This window comes from Cellulomonas sp. McL0606, assembly GCF_058248365.1.
Genome location: NZ_CM177779.1, coordinates 226,826 through 243,565, shown reverse-complemented (window position 1 = coordinate 243,565; position 16,740 = coordinate 226,826). Strand labels below are relative to the sequence as shown.

The window sequence follows — 16,740 nt, the reverse complement described above, 5'->3', positions numbered from 1 at the left end:
CCATGTCCGTGGGATCCGTGTCGAAGACGCGTTCACACCTTCGGTGCCGTGTCAGCACGTGGACCCAAGCCGACAGGCGTTGCGTAGCTACAGTGGAGTACATGACGGGCGACGACGACCGTACGCGGGTGGATCCGCGCGTGCTGCGCACGCGCAGGCTCCTGCAGGATGCGCTCCTCGGACTCGCTCGCGAGAAGGCGCTCACCGAGATCACCGTCGCCGACGTGACGGACCGCGCGACCGTCAACCGCAGCACCTTCTACCAGCACTACCCGGACACCGACACGCTGCTGGCCGACGCCCTCGACATGCAGGCGTCGCAGTTCGGCGTGGACCTGGCGACGATCGTCCCGGACGCACCCGCCGACCAGCCGCCCGCGGTGATGGTGCGCTACGCGCAGCTCATCGCGGAGAACATCGACCTCTACCGGGACGCGCTCGGGCCGCACGGCTCGGCTGTCGCCGTCGCCCGGCTGCACTCCAGGTTCCGCGAGCTGATCCTCGAGGCGATGGCGACGATCGGCGGGACGCCGACGGTCAGCGACATCCCGCCGCAGATCATCGCCGCAGCCCTCGCCGGGTCGGTCATCGGCGTGTTCAGCGCCTGGATCCAGCTCGACCCGCTGCCGCCGGCGCAGGATGCCGCACGCTGGGCCTGGTCCACGGTCACGGGGCGGACGACCCGGGACCCGGTCGACCACCGGCACGACGCGTACGGCTGACAGGTCTCGCCGACCTCACCGGCCTGGTGACGCCGCCGACGTGCGGGCGACGCCGCGGAGTGTCGGTGCCGCCGGGTAACGTCCTGCCCCATGCGCCTGGCCACCTGGAACATCAACTCGATCCGCGCCCGGACGGATCGCGCGCTCGCCTTCCTGGAACGCACGGGCGTGGAGGTCCTGGCGCTCCAGGAGACCAAGTGCAAGGACGACCAGTTCCCCCGCGAGGCGTTCGAGGCCCTCGGGTACCAGGTGGCGACCAGCGGCTTCAGCCAGTGGAACGGCGTGGCGATCGTGTCCAAGGTCGGGATCGAGGACGTCGAGGTGGGCTTTCCCAGCATGCCGACGTGGGGAGTGCCGGCGACCGCCGAGGCGCGCGCGCTCGGGGCGACCTGCGGGGGCGTGCGTCTGTGGAGCCTCTACGTGCCCAACGGGCGCGAGATCGACGACCCGCACTTCGCCTACAAGCTCGACTGGCTCGGCCGGCTGAAGGACGCGGCGCGCGGCTGGCTCGAGGCCGACCCGCAGGCGCAGGTCGCTCTCGTGGGCGACTGGAACATCGCGCCCCTGGACACCGACGTCTGGGACATGGCCTGGTTCGCGGGTCGCACCCACGTCACCCCGGCGGAGCGCGACGCCTTCGCCGCGATCGGCGCGGCCGGGTACACGGAGGTGTCGCGCGTCCACGTCCCCGCCGAGCACACGTACACGTACTGGGACTACCAGCAGCCCGATTCCCCCGGAACGAGGGGATGCGGATCGACCTGACCTACGCCACGCCCGCGTTGGCGGCGCGCGTGACCGGTGCGCACATCGAGCGCAACGAGCGCAAGGGCAAGGCGCCGTCCGACCACGTGCCCGTGGTGCTCGAGATCGCGGACTGACGGCGCCGGCGGGTGATCTGTGCGCGGATCGATGACGACCGGCCCGGTCTGGACTAGGTTGCGCGCATGAGCAACGAGCCTGGGGGGCCGGCTCCGCTGCCCGAGCCGTACGTCACGCCCGGCGGGCGCGAGCCCGATCGCCGACCTACGCCGCCGACGCCCAGCGGCTACGAGGCCACCCTGCCACCTCCCGCGCCCTACGTGGCAGCGGTCCCTGCGCACCCGGATCCAGCGGGGCCCGGCGGTCAGCCCGCGACAGTCACCAACCCGTTCCTGCCGCCGACCGCGGGCGGTCAGGCGACCTACGGGACGCCGCCCGCGGCGCAGCCGGCCTACGGTCCTCCCCCGACGGGCTCGCCGTACGGGCAGGTTCCGGGGTACGGGCAGGCTTCGGCCTACGGGCAGGCGCCCGCCGGCGGGTCGTTCCCGGCGTACGGGCAGGCCCCCACCTACGGGCAGGCCCCCACCTACGGGCAGGCGCCCGCCTACGGGCAGGCCCCGCCCTACGGCGCTCCTTACGGCTCGCCCTACGGCGCGACGCCCTACGGTCCCGGGCCCGGCTATCCGTACGCGGCGCCTCGGACCGAGCCCCTCGCCATCGGCGCGATGGTCACGAGCATCGTCGGCCTCGTGGTCCTGGGCGGCCTCGCCTGCCCCGTCGGGCTCGGGCTCGGCATCGCGGCCCTGCGGCGGGTCCGACGCAACGGCACGCAGGGCCGCGGCTTGGCGATCGCGGGGATCGCAGTCGGCGGAGTCGGCACCCTGTACCTGATCGGCGTCATTGCGATCGTCGTCGCCGTCATCACCGGTTCGCTGACCACCTACGACGACAGCACCTTCGACACCGGCACCAACCAGGGCAACGAGCAGCAGACCAACGACACGGTCCCCGACTACACGCTGCGCTCCGACCTGCTGGTGGGCGACTGCCTGGACGTCTACCCGTTCGAGTGGGACATGAGCGACGCATCCGTCGTCAGCTGCGCGGTCCCGCACGAGGGCGAGGTCGTCGCCATGGTCACGATGACCGGACCGAGCAGCACGAGCACATCGGGCGACGACCCGGTCTGGGACCTCGCCTCCCAGGAGTGCGACCAGCGAGCGACCGAGCTGCTGGGCGACGACGTCGACCTCGGCGAGATCGACCTGTACGCACCGCACCCCGACGACTTCGCGAGCGGCGGGACCACGGCGTACTGCACGTTCTTCAGCACCGCCGACGGCGGCCTGTTCACGGGCTCGGCCGTGGAGCACACGCTGACCGCAGCCCCGCCCACAGGGAGCGAGACCTGAGCGCTCCGGGCGGGCAGTACAGCTACCCGGACCCTCACTACGCGCCGGGCTGGCCCCAGCCGCGCACCCGGGTCGAGCCGCTGGCGATCTGGTCGCTGGTCGCCGGGATCCTGCTGATCGGTCCGGTCGCCCTCGTGCTGGCGGTCCTGGCCCTGCGGCGGATCGGGCGACGGGCCACGCGCGGTCGGGCCCTGGCGATCGCGGGTGCGGTCCTCGGCGCGATCGGGACCGTGGCACTGATCGCCGCGCTCGTCGTCGGGGTGCTCACCTGGTCGGGGACACGGCCGCTCCCGGCGGACGTGCGCTCGGCCAAGGACGCGCACGCCCAACAGCTCGTCACGGGCAACTGCCTGGCGGCGCTGCCCTCGGACGGCCACGTCTCGACGGTCCACGTGGTGCCGTGCGCGGACCGTCACGTGGCCCAGGTGGTCACCGTCTATGAGTTCTCGGGCGACTCCGTCTGGCCGGGACAGCGGGCCGCCGACGCCCGTGTCGCACGCTCCTGCGTCATCGACCAGGCCGAGCTGGACCAGGGCGTCACCGCGGTGGCGTGGGCGCCGACCGAGCAGTCGTGGGGACGCGGTGACCGGGCGGGGCTGTGCCTGGCAGTCGTCGAGAGCGGCACCACCGGCTCGTTCCTGGATCACACCTCCACCACCGGCTGAACCGACACTTACCACCCGGTAGGGAATGGGCTACTGTCATCGGGTAGCGCTTCTGTACCGATACACCCCGCAAGGAGACCCCCGCGATGACGCAGGTTTTCGATGTCGAGCACGTCCTGGCCCAGCTGACCCTGGAGGAGAAGGCGTCGCTGACGTCGGGTGCCGACTTCTGGCACACCCAGGCGGTCGAACGCGCGGGCGTCCCCGGCGTGATGGTCAGTGACGGCCCGCACGGGCTGCGCAAGCAGGCCGAGGCCGCCGACCACCTGGGCATGGGGAGCGGTGCCCGCCACCTGCTTTCCCACCGCGGCCGCGCTCGGCTCGTCGTGGGACGTCGACCTGGCGCACCGGGTGGGCGAGGCGCTCGGCCGCGAGACCCGCGCCAACGACGTCGCCGTGCTGCTGGGCCCCGGCGTGAACATCAAGCGCACCCCCCTGTGCGGCCGCAACTTCGAGTACGTCTCCGAGGACCCGGTGGTCGCCGGCGAGTCGGTACGGCGATCGTGCGCGGCATCCAGAGCCAGGGCGTCGGCACGTCGCTCAAGCACTTCGCGGCGAACAACCAGGAGACCGACCGCATGCGCGTCTCGGCCGACGTCGACGAGCGCACGCTGCGGGAGATCTACCTGCCCGCGTTCGAGCGGGTGGTCCGAGACGCGCAACCGTGGACCGTGATGTGCGCCTACAACAAGGTGAACGGCATCTACGCGTCCGAGCACCACTGGCTGCTCACCGAGCTGCTGCGGGACGAGTGGGCGTTCGACGGCCTCGTCGTGTCCGACTGGGGCGCCGTGCACGACCGGGTGCCCGCCCTCGCGGCCGGGCTGGACCTGCAGATGCCGGCCTCCGGCGCGGGTTCCGACGAAGCCGTCGTGGCCGCCGTCCGGGACGGCTCGCTCGACGAGGCGGTGCTCGACGTGGCCGTCCGCCGCGTGCTGCGACTCGTGCAGCGCTCCCAGCCGGGGCTGGCCGAGGCGGTGACCTTCGACGTCGATGCGCACCACGCGCTCGCCCGGGAGGCCGCCGCCGCCGGGTCGGTGCTGCTCAAGAACGACCCGGTCGGTGGCGCCCCCCTGCTGCCACTGACCGGGTCCTTTGCCGTCGTCGGCGAGTTCGCCCGGACGCCGCGCTACCAGGGCGCCGGCTCGTCGCAGGTGAACCCGACGCGGCTCGACGACGCGCTGACGGCCCTGGGAGACATCGCGTTCGCGCCCGGCTTCACCATCGCGGGCGGTCCGGAGGGGGCCGACGACGCGCTCCTGGCCGGTGCCGTCGAGCTCGCACGGACCGCCGAGACCGCGGTGGTCTTCCTCGGCCTGCCCGGACCGGACGAGTCCGAGGGCTACGATCGCCCCCGGCTCGGCCTGCCCGACAACCAGGTCGCGGCGCTGCGTGCGATCGCGGCCGTCAACCCCCGGATCGTCGTCGTCCTGGCCAACGGGTCGGCCGTCGCGGTGAGCGACTGGCAGGACCTTGCGCCCGCGATCCTCGAGACGTGGCTGGGCGGCCAGGCCGGCGGCTCGGCGGTCGCCGACCTGCTGCTCGGCACGCGCAGCCCGTCGGGCAAGCTCACGGAGACGGTGCCGCACCGGCTCGAGGACACCCCGGCGTTCGGCAACTTCCCGGGCGAGCTGGGGCACGTGCGCTACGGCGAGGGCGTGCTCGTGGGCTACCGCTGGTACGACACCCGCGCGATGGACGTGGCGTTCCCCTTCGGGCACGGGCTGTCGTACACGACGTTCGCCTACGACGACATCGTCGCCACCGAGGCGTCGGTCTCCGTACGCGTGACCAACACGGGAACCCGGGCCGGCGCCGAGGTGGTCCAGGTCTACGTCCGCGACCCCGAGGCCTCGGTGCTGCGGCCGACCCGCGAGCTGAAGGCCTTCGGCAAGGTCGCGCTGGAGCCCGGCGAGTCCCGCACGCTGACGTTCGAGCTGACTCGTCGCGACCTGTCCTACTGGCACACCGGACTGCACCGGTGGGTGGTCGAGGGCGGCGAGTTCGTCGTCGAGGTGGGCGCCTCGTCGCGGGACATCCGGGGCTCCGTGTCGATCCAGGTCGAGGGCGACCCGCTGTGGGGCGCGCTGACGTCCATGTCGACGATCGGCGAGTGGTTCGCGCACCCCGTCGGCGGGCCGCTGCTGCAGAGCATGCTGACCATGCCCGCCGACATGCCGCCGCTGGACGACTCGACGCGGGCGATGCTCGGGTCGATGCCCGCCAAGGTCCTGGTGACGTTCGGCATGACGGACTTCACGCTGGCCGACCTGGACGCGTTGGTGGCCAAGGTCGCCACCGCCTGACCAGTGTCCGGGCCGGGCGGGCTGGGCACCCGGGCGAGGTCAGCGCGGGGGGGCCGACGGGCTGACCATCGCTGTGATCTGCTGGCGGAGCGCGTCGGCCATGTCGACGCGGGAGTCCGGGGTGTCGACGTCCATCAGGAACTGGACCTGCAGGCCGTCCATCACCGCCACCATCAGGCGTGCGGCGGTCGCGGGGTCGACCCCCTCGTGGAGCCGGCCCTCGTCCCGCCACCGCTCGAACCCCTCGACCGCGCCGGCGATGATCAGCCGGTAGCGGTCCTGGAAGTAGCGGTGCGCGGGGTGCTGCGGCGAGGTCGCCTCGGCGGACAGCGTGGCGAACAGCTCGACGATGCCAGGGCGCGCGGCGTTGCGCTCGACGATCCGGACGAGGGCGTCGAAGAACTCGTACCCGGCGTCGAGGTCGGCCTGGTATGCGGCGCCGTCGATCTCGTCGCGACGCACGAGCACCGCCTCCAGCAGGGCGGCCTTGCTGGGGAAGTGGTGCAGCAGCCCGGGGTGCGAGATGCCCACCCGTGCGGAGACCTCGCGCAGCGACGCGGTGTGGTAGCCCACCTCCCCGAACAGCTGCATCGCCGAGTCGAGGATCTCCTCGCGCGTGGCCCGACCCTTGGCGTAGCCGCCTCGGGGATGCGGGGGGACGGTCGTCGTCATGGGCTCAGGATGGCACCTTTTGATGAATTCCGACCAGGTGGTAACTTTTCCTCACGCGCGGTCGGTATTCACTGCCGAACCGACCTGCGGTCCGACACCGGGGTCGGCGCACGGCCCTCGCGGGCCGGTGGCCGCCCTTGCACGACCCGGCAGGTGCTCGTCCACCGCATCAAGGGAGTCCGCTGACCATGGCCACCACCGACGAGACCTACCTCGACCCCGCCCGCAGCGTCGACGATCGGGTAGAGGACCTCCTGGGGCGCATGACGCTGGAGGAGAAGGCCGGGCAGCTGTTCCACGCGATGATCACGATCGGCGAGGGCGGCGCGCTGGCCGGCGCGGACAACATGTTCGGCACGCCGTCGACCGACGAGTACCTCAACACCTTGCACCTGACCCACGTCAACGTGCTGAGCGTCCCCGACGACCCACGCCAGATGGCCCGCTGGCACAACCTGCTGCAGGAGCTGGCTGCGCGCACCCGCCTGGGCATCCCGGTGACCATCGCGACCGACCCCCGGCACGCGTTCACGGACAACCCCGCGGCGGCCCTGCTCTCCGGTCCGTTCAGCCAGTGGCCCGAGACCCTCGGGCTCGCGGCGACCCGCGACGAGGCGCTGATGGAGCAGCACGCCGACATCGCCCGTCAGGAGTACCTCGCGGTGGGGCTGCGCACGGCGCTGCACCCGCAGGTGGACCTGGCCACCGAGCCGCGCTGGGCGCGGGCCAACGGCACGTTCGGTGAGGACGCCTGCCTGACCGGCCGCATGGGCGCTGCGTACGTCCACGGCTTCCAGGGCACGGGCAAGATCGTGGGCGGCGAGTTCGGGCCGGACAGCGTCTCGACGATGACCAAGCACTTCCCCGGCGGCGGCCCGCAGAAGGACGGCGAGGACCCGCACTTCGCCTACGGGCGCGAGCAGGTCTATCCCGGTGGACGGTTCGACGAGCACCTGGCGCCGTTCCGGAAGCTGCTCGAGGCCGGCACGCGGCAGATGATGCCGTACTACGGCATGCCGGTGGGCCTCGAGGGGATCCCCGAGGTCGGCTTCGGGTTCAACAAGCCGATCATCCAGGGTCTGCTGCGCGACGACCGGGTTCGACGGGATCGTCTGCACCGACTGGGGCCTGGTCAGCGACGCCGAGATCTTCGGCGCCGCGTTCCCCGCCCGCGCGTGGGGCGTCGAGGACCTGTCGGTGCAGGACCGCGTCGCCATGATCCTCGACGCCGGCGTCGACCAGCTCGGTGGCGAGTCCTGCCCGGAGGTGGTGGTCGAGCTCGTCCGGCAGGGGCGCGTCTCCGAGGAGCGCATCGACGCGTCCGTGCGTCGGCTGCTGCGCGAGAAGTTCGTGCTCGGGCTCTTCGACGAGCGGCGCTACGTGGATGTCGAGGCCGCCGCGGCCGTCGTCGGGAAGCCGTCGTTCGTCGCCGCCGGCCTGGCCGCGCAGGCAGCGAGCATCACCGTGCTGACCAACGACGGCGTCCTGCCGCTGCTGGCCGGCCGGCGGATCTACGGCGAGGGCGTCGACGTCTCGTCGTACGGGACCGCGGTGAGCGATCCCGCGCAGGCGGACGTCGCGATCCTGCGGCTCAAGGCGCCGTGGGAGCAGCGCTCGAACGGGTTCGAGGCGTTCTTCCACACGGGCTCGCTCGACTTCCCGGCCGACGAGGTGGCACGCATCCAGGCGATCTGCGCCCAGGTGCCGACGATCGTCGAGGTGTACCTGGACCGGCCCGCGATCCTCACGCCGTTCGTCGACGCCGCCGCGGCCCTCGTGGTCGACTTCGGGGCCGCCGACGCTCCCCTGCTCGAGGCGCTCGGCACTCCCGGCGTCGCCCGCGGACGCCTGCCGTTCGACCTGCCGCGCTCGATGGCCGCCGTCGAGGCGTCCCGCGAGGACGTGCCGTTCGACACCGCGGACCCGCTGTTCCGGTTCGGGCACGGCCTGAGCCTCTGAGCGCACACCCCTCCGTCGTCGCGCTTCGCAGGCATCGGACGCACGAGAGCCCGGCCCTCGTCAGGGGGGCCGGGCTCTCGTGCGATCAGCGTGAGGTTAACCCACGTCCCTGCGGCGTCCTCGAGCTGCACGCCGGTGGGAGTCCGTCAGCCGTGCGCCGAGACCAGGAGCCCCTGCTCACCGCGCTCGACCACCACCGTGTCGCCATCGGCGATCTCACCTGCGAGCAGCCGCTTGGCCAGCCGGTCGCCGATCTCGCGCTGCACCAGCCGGCGCAGCGGGCGGGCGCCGTAGGCGGGGTCGTAGCCCTCGAGCGCGAGCCACTCGGCGGCCGCGGGCGACACGTCGAGCGTCAGCCGGCGGTCCGCCAGCCGCTTCGCCAAGGACGCCACCTGCAGACCCACGATGTACCCGATCTCGTCGAGCGACAGCGGGTCGAACAGGACGACGTCGTCGAGCCTGTTGAGCAGCTCCGGCTTGAACGCGGCACGCACGGCCCCCATCACGGCGTCGCGCTTGTCGCGCTCGGACAGCAACGGGTCCACCAGATACTGCGAGCCCAGGTTCGACGTCATCACCAGGATCACGTTGCGGAAGTCGACCGTCCGCCCCTGACCGTCGGTCAGGCGCCCGTCGTCGAGCACCTGCAGCAGAAGGTCGAACACCTCGGGATGGGCCTTCTCGACCTCGTCGAGAAGCACCACCGAGTACGGGCGGCGCCGGACGGCCTCGGTGAGCTGACCGCCTTCCTCGTACCCGACGTAGCCCGGAGGGGCGCCGACGAGCCGGGCCACCGAGTGCTTCTCGGAGTACTCCGACATGTCGATGCGGACCATGGCGCGCTCGTCGTCGAACAGGAAGTCCGCGAGCGCCTTGGCCAGCTCCGTCTTGCCGACGCCGGTCGGCCCGAGGAACAGGAAGCTGCCCGTGGGCCGGTCCGGGTCGGAGATGCCCGCGCGGGCGCGGCGGACGGCGTCCGACACCGCAGCGACGGCCGTCTTCTGGCCGATCAGCCGCTCGCCCAGCACCTCCTCCATGCGCAGGAGCTTGGCCTGCTCGGCCTCCAGCAGCCGGCCCGCAGGGATGCCGGTCCACTGCGCCACCACGTCCGCGACCTCGTCGGGACCCACCCGGTCCGCGATCATCGGCGGTCCGGAGTCGACGAAGCCCTCGGCCTCCTCGGACGCCTCGGCCGCGCTGATCTGCTCCTGCAGCGCGGGGATCTCGCCGTACTGGATGCGCGCGGCGCCGGACAGGTCCCCCTCGCGCAGCAGCCGCTCGGCGTCCGAGCGCAACGAGTCCAGCTTCGCCTTGAGGTCGCCGACGAGGTTGTGGCCCGCCTTCTCCTTCTCCCACCGAGCCGTCAGCGACGCGAGGTCCTCGCGCCGGTCGGCCAGGTCCTTGCGCAGCCGTGCGAGCCGGTCCTTGGACGCGGGGTCGTCGGACTCGGACAGGACGACCTCCTCCATCTCGAGCCGTGTGACGGCGCGCTGCAGCTCGTCCACCTCGATGGGCGACGAGTCCAGCTCCATCCGCAGCCGCGAGGCGGCCTCGTCCACGAGGTCGATGGCCTTGTCCGGGAGCTGGCGACCGCTGATGTACCGGTCGGACAGGGTGGCGGCCGCGACGAGCGCCGAGTCGGCGATCGTGACCTTGTGGTGCGCCTCGTAGCGCTCCTTGAGCCCACGCAGGATGGCGACCGTGTCCTCCACCGAAGGCTCGCCGACGAACACCTGCTGGAACCGACGCTCGAGGGCGGGATCCTTCTCGATGCGCTCGCGGTACTCGTCGAGCGTCGTCGCACCGACGAGGCGGAGCTCGCCGCGCGCCAGCATCGGCTTGAGCATGTTGCCCGCGTCCATGGCACCCTCGCCGCCCGCGCCCGCGCCGACGACCGTGTGGATCTCGTCGATGAACGTGACGACCTCGCCGTTGGACCCGGTGATCTCCTCGAGGACCGCCTTCAGGCGCTCCTCGAACTCACCGCGGTACTTGGCGCCGGCCACCATCGCGGCCAGGTCGAGCGAGACCAGCTTCTTGCCGCGCAGGCTCTCGGGCACGTCGCCGGCGACGATCCGCTGGGCCAGCCCCTCCACGACGGCCGTCTTGCCGACGCCCGGCTCGCCGATCAGCACGGGGTTGTTCTTGGTGCGGCGCGACAGCACCTGCACGACGCGGCGGATCTCGGCGTCGCGCCCGATGACCGGGTCGAGCTTGCCGTCCCGCGCCAGCTGCGTCAGGTCGACGCCGTACTTCTCCAGGGCCTTGTAGGTGCCCTCGGGGTTCGGGGTGGTGACGCGTGCCGAGCCGCGCACGGTCGGGAGCGCTGCCGCGAGCGCCTCGCGGGACGCACCCTGTGCCCTGAGGGCGTCGGCGACGCCGGACTGGCCGGCGGCCAGACCGAGCAGCAGGTGCTCGGTGGAGACGAAGTCGTCGCCCAGGGCCCGCGCCTCGGACGAGGCGGCATCCAGCGCCGTGCTCATGGCGCGCGACGCGGACGGCTGCGCCATCGAGGCGCCGCTGGCGGTGGGCAGGCCGACGAGCATGGCGCGCACGGACCGGCCGAGCACGGCACGGTCGGCGCCGACCGCGTCGAGCAGCCCGTTGGCCACGCCGCCCTGCTGCGCGAGCAACGCGGCGAGCAGGTGCACGGGCTCCAGCTGCGGGTTGCCGGCGGCCGAGGCGGCCTGGATGGCGTCGCCCAGGGCCTCCTGGGAACGGGTGGTGAACTTGGCGTCCACATGACCTCCTGATGAGTCGAGACGACCCTAGCAACCACGAGCAAAGTTGAGTCTATTCCGCTCAACTCTGCGATGCCTACGGGCGGAGGGTTCCCCACGCGTCGACATCCGCACCGTCGGCCTTGGACTTCTGCCAGGCGAGGTAGTCCGCCGAGTACGCGTCGAGCTCCTCCAGGGTGTCGAAGGCGCGCGTCGCGTGCAGGTCGTGCTCGGTGTCCGCGTCGGTGGTGGTGAACGTGCCCTTGCCGGCCCGGGTGAGCTCCACCAGGTCATCCTGCGTGATCCGGCGGCCCTGGTAGAGGACGTCGAGGGTGTCGGAGTCGACCACCACCGAGTCGCTGCTGCTGCGGTGGGTCGCCGTCACCGTGATCGCGACGGCCGCGGCCAGCCCGGCGACCAACAGGACGAACACCAGCACTGCGGCGACGAGCAGCCCGCGCGTCGGCGGGGTCGTCGCGCGAGCCGGCCTGGGCGGGTCGGCGAGCATCGTGTCCATCAGCTGCCGGCGCAGGACCGCGGTCCGGTCGACCGTCAGCTCGCGCGTCTCGGGCAGGTCGATCATGACGCGACCACCGGCTCCTCCAGCGGTCCGCGGGTGCGGTCCAGCGACCAGCGCACCGAGGAGGCCTGCACGCCGAGCGCGTCCGCGATCTGCTCGTCGGACAGGCCACCGAACGCGTGCAGCTCGAGGATCTCGCGGTGCCGTCCGCGCACGTGCGCGATCCGGCGCAGGACGTCGCGCATGGCGACCTCGTCCGCCTCGGGCGGGCGTCGTTGCGTGGGGATCAGCCGACGCCCCCGCGGTAGGCAGGCCGTGGCCAGGCTCAGCAGCACGGGCAGCGCGTCGTCACCGAGCGGTGTGATCTCGTCGCGCCGCCGCCACGCCTGCAGGAACGCCTCGGTCAGCAGGTCCTCCGCGGCGACGCGCGACCCGGTCAGCCGGAAGCAGTAGCGGTGGACCGCCCGGTGGTGACGGTCGAACAGCGTTCCGAACGCGGGCGCGTCGTCTCGATCCTCGGACAACCAGAGGTCTCGATCAGTGCGCGCGTCCACACCGGTTGTGATCGGCACGGACCGCCCGCGATGTGAGGCAGTTCACGCGAACGACGTGGCACGATCACGCCATGACCATGCAGGAGCGCCCCGACGTCCTCGGCGCCGGCTGGACGGCCCGCACCCTCGAGCTGCGGCCCGACGGTCGCACGCCCGGGCCGGTCGCCACCCTCGTCCACCACACCCCCGCCGGGGCTGCACCGCGTCGCGCCGTCCTGTACGTGCACGGCTTCGTCGACTACTTCTTCCACACCGGGTTCGCCGAGGCGCTCGCCGAGGCGGACTGGGACCTGTTCGCACTCGACCTGCGCGACTTCGGCCGGTCTATCCGGGAGGGGCGGCCCGCGAACTTCACGACGAGCCTGGCCACCTACGCCGAGGAGATCGACGCCTCGATCGCGCTGCTGCGCGCCGACCACGACCAGGTCGTGCTGCTGGGCCACTCGATGGGCGGGCTGATCACCTCGCTGTGGGCCGACGCCCGCGCGGGAACGGGTCGCATCGACGCCCTCGTGCTGAACAGCCCATGGCTGGACCTGCGCGGGAGCGGGTCGAGCGCCGGGTGCTCACACCCGTGCTCGACGTCGTCGGCAGGCTCGCCCCGATGCTCACCGTGGCTCGACTCGGCCAGTACTACGGCGAGGCCCTGCATCGCGACACGGGCGGAGAGTGGGACTACGACCTGACCTGGAAGCCCCACCGCGGGTTCCCGGTCCGTGCCGGGCTCATCCGGACCGTCCGCCGCGGGCACAGGCGGGTGGCCCGCGGGCTGTCCATCGACGTCCCGGTGCTCGTGCTGGCCTCCGACCGCTCCGGGCCGGACGCGGCATGGCACCCCGACCTGGTCACCACCGACTCAGTGCTCGACGTCACGCAGATCCGGGAGCGCGCGCCGCTGCTCGGGCCCGACGTCACCTTCGCCGAGGTCCCGGGCGGGGCGCACGACCTCGCCCTGTCGCCCGCGCCCGCGCGCGACCTGTACACGTCGGAGGTCCTCGCGTTCCTGGCCGACAGGCTGCCGTGAGCGATCGGTACGGGCGCTGGAAGATCCGGGTCCTGCGCTTCGTCGCGCGCTGGAAGATCCGGGTCCTGCGGTACTGGGACGGCTTGCGCGGGACCCCGCTCGGCACGCTCATCGACCGGATCATCAGCGGATTCACGGCGATCGAACCGTTCGACCGCGCCATGACGCTGGCCGCGCAGGTCTTCGTCTCGATCGTGCCGATCATGATCTTCGCGGCCGCCGTGCGACCGAACGAGGACAGCTTCGGCGCCTCCATGGGCGACGCGATGGGGCTGTCCGACTCGGTCCAGGCGACCCTCGCCGGGAGCATTCCGAGCTCCGCGACGGCGGCGAGCGGGCTCGGGATCTTCGGGTTCCTCATCGCGTTCTTCAGCGCGACCGCCTACTCCCGGGCGCTCGAGCGGATGTTCCTCAAGGTCTGGGCCGTGCCCAGACCCCGCTGCGCACGGCCTGGCGGTGGGTCGCGACGATCGCGGCGGTCCTGGTCGCGATCTCGTTCCTCGCCTTCACCGGCGCAATCCTGTCGAACACCCCGCTGAACCACCTGATCGAGTTCGTCATCCGGTTCGCTGTCTGGACCGTGGTCTGGACCTATGTGCCGTGGGTCCTGATGCGCACCAAGATCTCCCTGCGCGCGCTCGCGTTCACGGGCGCCCTCATCGCGCTGGCGCTCACGGTCCTGGCCGAGCTCGGAGCGTTCTACCTGCCGCTCGTGCTGACCAACGGTGCCGAGGAGTTCGGCGTGCTCGGGCTGGTGTTCGCCTACATCAGCTGGTTGTTCGTGCTCAGCTTCGCGATCGTCGGGGCGACCGTCGTCGGGCGGGCGTGCGCGCAGGACGAGGGGATCCTCGGCCGGCTGGTGCGCGGGCCGTCCCCCGAGGACGCCAACGTGCCGAACCTCAGCGCCGATGCCTGGCGGCGCTGGGGCGGGATGGGCGACTGACCAGCACGAGTACCGGTCGCGGCGAGCCACGACCCACCCCACGGGTGATCAGACGGGCGCTCCCACCTGGGCCGGAGGCTCGGGGGCCTTCGGGGCGATCAGCCCGGCCGGTTGGTCACCAACAGCCACGCGACGAGGGTCGCGAGCAGGAACGCCGGCAGCAGGACCGTCTGCGGCACCACAGCAACCGCCATGAACAGGCTCAGCCACCCGTTGCGCGTGGCGGCCACGACGATGCCGGCGCTCGCGCAGCCGACGGCCAGCGGCAACGAGACGCTGGGCCACGCCTGGTGCACGGCGAACCCGAGCGCGACGCCGATGAACAGCGTCGGGAAGATGCGACCGCCGCGGAAGCCGGACGTGCCGGCCACCAGCAGCGCGAACAGCTTGATCACGGCGAACACGAGGAAGCCGGCCGCGGTCGTCGTCGCCGCGAGCCCGGGCAGCTCCTGCATCTGCTTGAGGCCCTTGAACAACGTCACCTCGCCGCCGATGGCACCCAGCACGCCGAGCAGGAGACCGCCGACGGTCAGCATGAGCACCGGGTGCTTCAGCTTCTGGAACGCGGTGTGGAAGGGCACGAACAGGTAGACCGCGACCAGACCGACCAGGGCCGCGCCGAGCGAGATCAGGATGCCCAGACCGAGGTCCTTGAGCCCGCCGTCGACGTAGGTGCCCACGTCGACGGACAGGCTGAAGTCGGTGGTCAGCTGAATCGTCGTCAAGGCACCGGTCGTGGCCGCGACGAGCGGCGGGAACAGCCGGTCCCACAGCGGGATGCGCCGGTCACCGGCGTCGAGCTCGGACAGCAGCAGGGCCGCCGCGACGGGGGTGCCGAACATCGCCCCGATCGTCCCGGCGACCGCGATGGCGAGCCAGACCGGTGCGTTGACACGGGGGAAGAGCTTCAGCCCGACCCAGACGATGATCCCGACGTTGATGCCGATGATCGGGTTCTCCGGGCCGAGGCTGACACCACCGGCGAGCATGAGGACCAGGGCGACGGCAAGCCCGGGCAGGACGATCGGCTTGAGCGGCTCGGCGACGAGCTGGATCGTCGCGGGGTCCGGCCCGGCGTGCCCGGGCGCGTACCGCACGACGAGCCCGACCAGCAGGCCCGTGACCGTGAGCATGACGATGATCCACGCCGTCGAGTACGCCTCGAAGCCGAAGAAGTCCGACAGGTCGTCCCACATCCAGCTCGACAGGTGGTCGGCGACCGCGCTGATCCCCAGGAGGGACAGCGAGCAGAAGATCCCCATCACCGCGGCGGGGATCGCCAGCTTGATCAGGCCGGAGACCGGAACGCGGAAGGGGGCCTCGTCGAGCGTGGTCACAGATCTGCTCCTCGATCGTCATGGTCGGGCGCGTGGACGACGTCCTGGTTGGTGATCCTGCCCGCCCTGGTCACGACCGGCCCCTGGGGACCAGGGCGGCGTCCTCGGGTTCGGAGAGCGACAGCAGGGCACCGACGATGTGAGGGTTCGCCGAGATCCGGCGCTCCACCGAGGCGAGCACGTGCGACGCCTCGTCCTCGGCCGGGTTGCCGACGAGATCGACGGCTCCGGTCACGAAGAGCAGCCCCGCGCCGACGTACTCCAGGCGCAGCTCGGTGACGCGGGCGACCTCGGTGAGCCGCAGGATGTCGCGCAGCGCCGCGTCCTGGAAGCCGAGTCGGCGCTCTGGCCGACGAGGAAGCGACGGTTGCGGTCGATGAGCACGATCGCCACGACGCCGAGCAGGACGCCGACCAGGATCGACCCGATCGCGTCCGGGGTGGCCGAGCCGGTCACCTGGTGCAGCCCGATCCCCGCGAACGCGATCGCGAGGCCGACCAGCGCCGCACCGTCCTCGAAGAACACCGCCCGCACGGTCGGGTCGCTGGTGGCCAGGACGTGCTCGAACAGGTCACGGTTCCGGTCCGCGGCCGCGCGTCTCGCCTGCCGCGACGCCTGGAAGAACGACGCCCCCTCGAGCAGTGCGCTGACGCCGAGGACCGCGTAGGCGATGCCGAAGTCGGTGGCGGGCTCCGGGTTGGCGAGTTCGGAGATGCCGTGCGTGATCGAGACGCCGGCGCCCACCGCGAACAGCCCGATCGCCGCGAACAGCGACCAGACGTACACCTCGCGACCGTGGCCCAGCGGATGCGTCGGGTCCGCCGGCTTGGCGGCCCTCCGCTGCGCGATCAGCAGGAACACCTCGTTGCCGGTGTCGGCCCATGAGTGGGCAGCCTCCGCGAGCATCGACGCCGAGCCGGTGATCGCCGCCGCGACGGACTTGGCGACCGCGATCAGGATGTTGGCCACGAACGCCACGACGACGGTCATCACGCTCTCGTCCTGCGGGCCGTCGTCGTCCGCGGACGCCGGCGGTTCGCTCGAGGACATGCCCCCTGGGTAGCACACCGCGCGCGGACCTGTCTGCCGACCGGCCTGCGCCGATGCCGACAGGAACGCGCGCTGGCACCGGCCGACCCTGGGG

At 72.0% G+C, this 16,740-nt stretch carries 15 protein-coding genes and 3 pseudogenes; 11 read left to right on the top strand and 7 right to left on the bottom strand.

Translation table 11 applies throughout. The annotated features are described in order from the left end of the window. Nucleotides 1-101: 101 nt before the first annotated feature. The 5 genes and pseudogenes from AC38ZX_RS01310 (at nt 102) to AC38ZX_RS01290 (ending at nt 5,867) form a co-directional block, all read left to right on the top strand. Nucleotides 102-722, top strand: coding sequence for a TetR/AcrR family transcriptional regulator (locus AC38ZX_RS01310; RefSeq protein WP_426594083.1), 621 nt, complete (start codon nt 102-104; stop codon nt 720-722). Nucleotides 723-812: 90 nt separating this feature from the next. Then, a pseudogene (locus AC38ZX_RS01305) lies at nt 813-1,603 on the top strand (exodeoxyribonuclease III). Between the two features lie 66 nt (nt 1,604-1,669). Beyond that, entirely contained in the window at nt 1,670-2,896 is a 1,227-nt protein-coding gene (locus AC38ZX_RS01300; RefSeq protein WP_491296051.1) for a DUF4190 domain-containing protein, read from the top strand. Nucleotides 2,897-3,030: 134 nt separating this feature from the next. Beyond that, a complete protein-coding gene (locus AC38ZX_RS01295; protein ID WP_491296050.1) occupies nt 3,031-3,561 on the top strand; it encodes a DUF4190 domain-containing protein in 531 nt (176 codons plus the stop codon). Between the two features lie 86 nt (nt 3,562-3,647). After that, nucleotides 3,648-5,867 (top strand): annotated as a pseudogene (locus AC38ZX_RS01290) (aryl-beta-d-glycosidase). 39 nt (nt 5,868-5,906) lie between these two features. Here AC38ZX_RS01290 and AC38ZX_RS01285 read toward each other — a convergent pair. Then, nucleotides 5,907-6,539, bottom strand: coding sequence for a TetR/AcrR family transcriptional regulator (locus AC38ZX_RS01285; protein WP_491296049.1), 633 nt, complete (start codon nt 6,537-6,539; stop codon nt 5,907-5,909). A 188-nt stretch (nt 6,540-6,727) separates the two neighbouring features. Here AC38ZX_RS01285 and AC38ZX_RS01280 point away from each other — a divergent pair. Further along, a pseudogene (locus AC38ZX_RS01280) lies at nt 6,728-7,486 on the top strand (glycoside hydrolase family 3 N-terminal domain-containing protein); the annotation flags it as partial. A gap of 160 nt (nt 7,487-7,646) precedes the next feature. Beyond that, nucleotides 7,647-8,498, top strand: a complete 852-nt coding sequence (locus tag AC38ZX_RS01275; RefSeq protein WP_491297270.1) for a glycoside hydrolase family 3 protein — start codon at nt 7,647-7,649, stop codon at nt 8,496-8,498. A gap of 146 nt (nt 8,499-8,644) precedes the next feature. Here AC38ZX_RS01275 and clpB read toward each other — a convergent pair whose 3' ends face one another. From clpB to AC38ZX_RS01260, 3 genes are all read right to left on the bottom strand, one after another. Next, entirely contained in the window at nt 8,645-11,239 is a 2,595-nt protein-coding gene (gene clpB, locus AC38ZX_RS01270) for an ATP-dependent chaperone ClpB (protein ID WP_491296048.1), read from the bottom strand. 76 nt (nt 11,240-11,315) lie between these two features. Beyond that, nucleotides 11,316-11,801, bottom strand: coding sequence for a hypothetical protein (locus tag AC38ZX_RS01265; protein ID WP_491296047.1), 486 nt, complete (start codon nt 11,799-11,801; stop codon nt 11,316-11,318). Further along, complete coding sequence (locus AC38ZX_RS01260; protein WP_491296046.1) at nt 11,798-12,262, bottom strand: RNA polymerase sigma factor; 465 nt, start codon at nt 12,260-12,262, stop codon at nt 11,798-11,800. The genes AC38ZX_RS01265 and AC38ZX_RS01260 overlap by 4 nt, the downstream gene beginning before the upstream one ends. A 101-nt stretch (nt 12,263-12,363) precedes the next feature. On the opposite strand from AC38ZX_RS01260, the gene AC38ZX_RS01255 reads away from it, so the two are divergent. Genes AC38ZX_RS01255 through AC38ZX_RS01240 form a run of 4 tightly spaced genes read left to right on the top strand, consistent with a single transcriptional unit; the run spans nt 12,364 to nt 14,259 of the window. Continuing rightward, on the top strand, nt 12,364-12,978 hold the full coding sequence (locus tag AC38ZX_RS01255; protein WP_491296045.1) for an alpha/beta hydrolase: 615 nt from the start codon (nt 12,364-12,366) through the stop codon (nt 12,976-12,978). After that, a complete protein-coding gene (locus AC38ZX_RS01250; protein ID WP_491296043.1) occupies nt 12,897-13,316 on the top strand; it encodes a hypothetical protein in 420 nt (139 codons plus the stop codon). The genes AC38ZX_RS01255 and AC38ZX_RS01250 overlap by 82 nt, the downstream gene beginning before the upstream one ends. After that, on the top strand, nt 13,313-13,855 hold the full coding sequence (locus AC38ZX_RS01245; RefSeq protein ID WP_491296042.1) for a YhjD/YihY/BrkB family envelope integrity protein: 543 nt from the start codon (nt 13,313-13,315) through the stop codon (nt 13,853-13,855). The genes AC38ZX_RS01250 and AC38ZX_RS01245 overlap by 4 nt, the downstream gene beginning before the upstream one ends. 41 nt (nt 13,856-13,896) lie before the next feature. Beyond that, the gene (locus AC38ZX_RS01240; protein ID WP_491296041.1) at nt 13,897-14,259 is read left to right on the top strand and encodes a hypothetical protein; all 363 of its coding nucleotides are present in this window, start codon (nt 13,897-13,899) and stop codon (nt 14,257-14,259) included. A 98-nt stretch (nt 14,260-14,357) separates the two neighbouring features. On the opposite strand, the gene AC38ZX_RS01235 is transcribed toward AC38ZX_RS01240, so the two are convergent. The 3 genes from AC38ZX_RS01235 to AC38ZX_RS01225 all read right to left on the bottom strand — a co-directional run bounded on the left by AC38ZX_RS01235 (nt 14,358) and on the right by AC38ZX_RS01225 (nt 16,646). Then, complete coding sequence (locus AC38ZX_RS01235) at nt 14,358-15,596, bottom strand: ion channel protein (RefSeq protein ID WP_491296040.1); 1,239 nt, start codon at nt 15,594-15,596, stop codon at nt 14,358-14,360. Between the two features lie 70 nt (nt 15,597-15,666). Continuing rightward, nucleotides 15,667-15,831 carry a hypothetical protein gene (locus tag AC38ZX_RS01230; RefSeq protein ID WP_491296039.1) on the bottom strand — a complete coding sequence of 55 codons (165 nt, stop codon included), beginning with the start codon at nt 15,829-15,831 and terminating at the stop codon, nt 15,667-15,669. Beyond that, entirely contained in the window at nt 15,828-16,646 is an 819-nt protein-coding gene (locus tag AC38ZX_RS01225) for a cation diffusion facilitator family transporter (protein WP_491296038.1), read from the bottom strand. The genes AC38ZX_RS01230 and AC38ZX_RS01225 overlap by 4 nt, the downstream gene beginning before the upstream one ends. Nucleotides 16,647-16,740 lie beyond the last annotated feature (94 nt).

Coding starts and splice junctions, on each gene's coding strand:
- AC38ZX_RS01285 (WP_491296049.1), bottom strand. CDS start 6,539: ATGACGACGACCGTCCCCCCGCATCCCCGAGGCGGCTACGCCAAGGGT.
- AC38ZX_RS01250 (WP_491296043.1), top strand. CDS start 12,897: ATGCTCACCGTGGCTCGACTCGGCCAGTACTACGGCGAGGCCCTGCAT.
- AC38ZX_RS01225 (WP_491296038.1), bottom strand. CDS start 16,646: ATGTCCTCGAGCGAACCGCCGGCGTCCGCGGACGACGACGGCCCGCAG.
- AC38ZX_RS01265 (WP_491296047.1), bottom strand. CDS start 11,801: ATGATCGACCTGCCCGAGACGCGCGAGCTGACGGTCGACCGGACCGCG.
- AC38ZX_RS01255 (WP_491296045.1), top strand. CDS start 12,364: ATGACCATGCAGGAGCGCCCCGACGTCCTCGGCGCCGGCTGGACGGCC.
- AC38ZX_RS01300 (WP_491296051.1), top strand. CDS start 1,670: ATGAGCAACGAGCCTGGGGGGCCGGCTCCGCTGCCCGAGCCGTACGTC.
- AC38ZX_RS01310 (WP_426594083.1), top strand. CDS start 102: ATGACGGGCGACGACGACCGTACGCGGGTGGATCCGCGCGTGCTGCGC.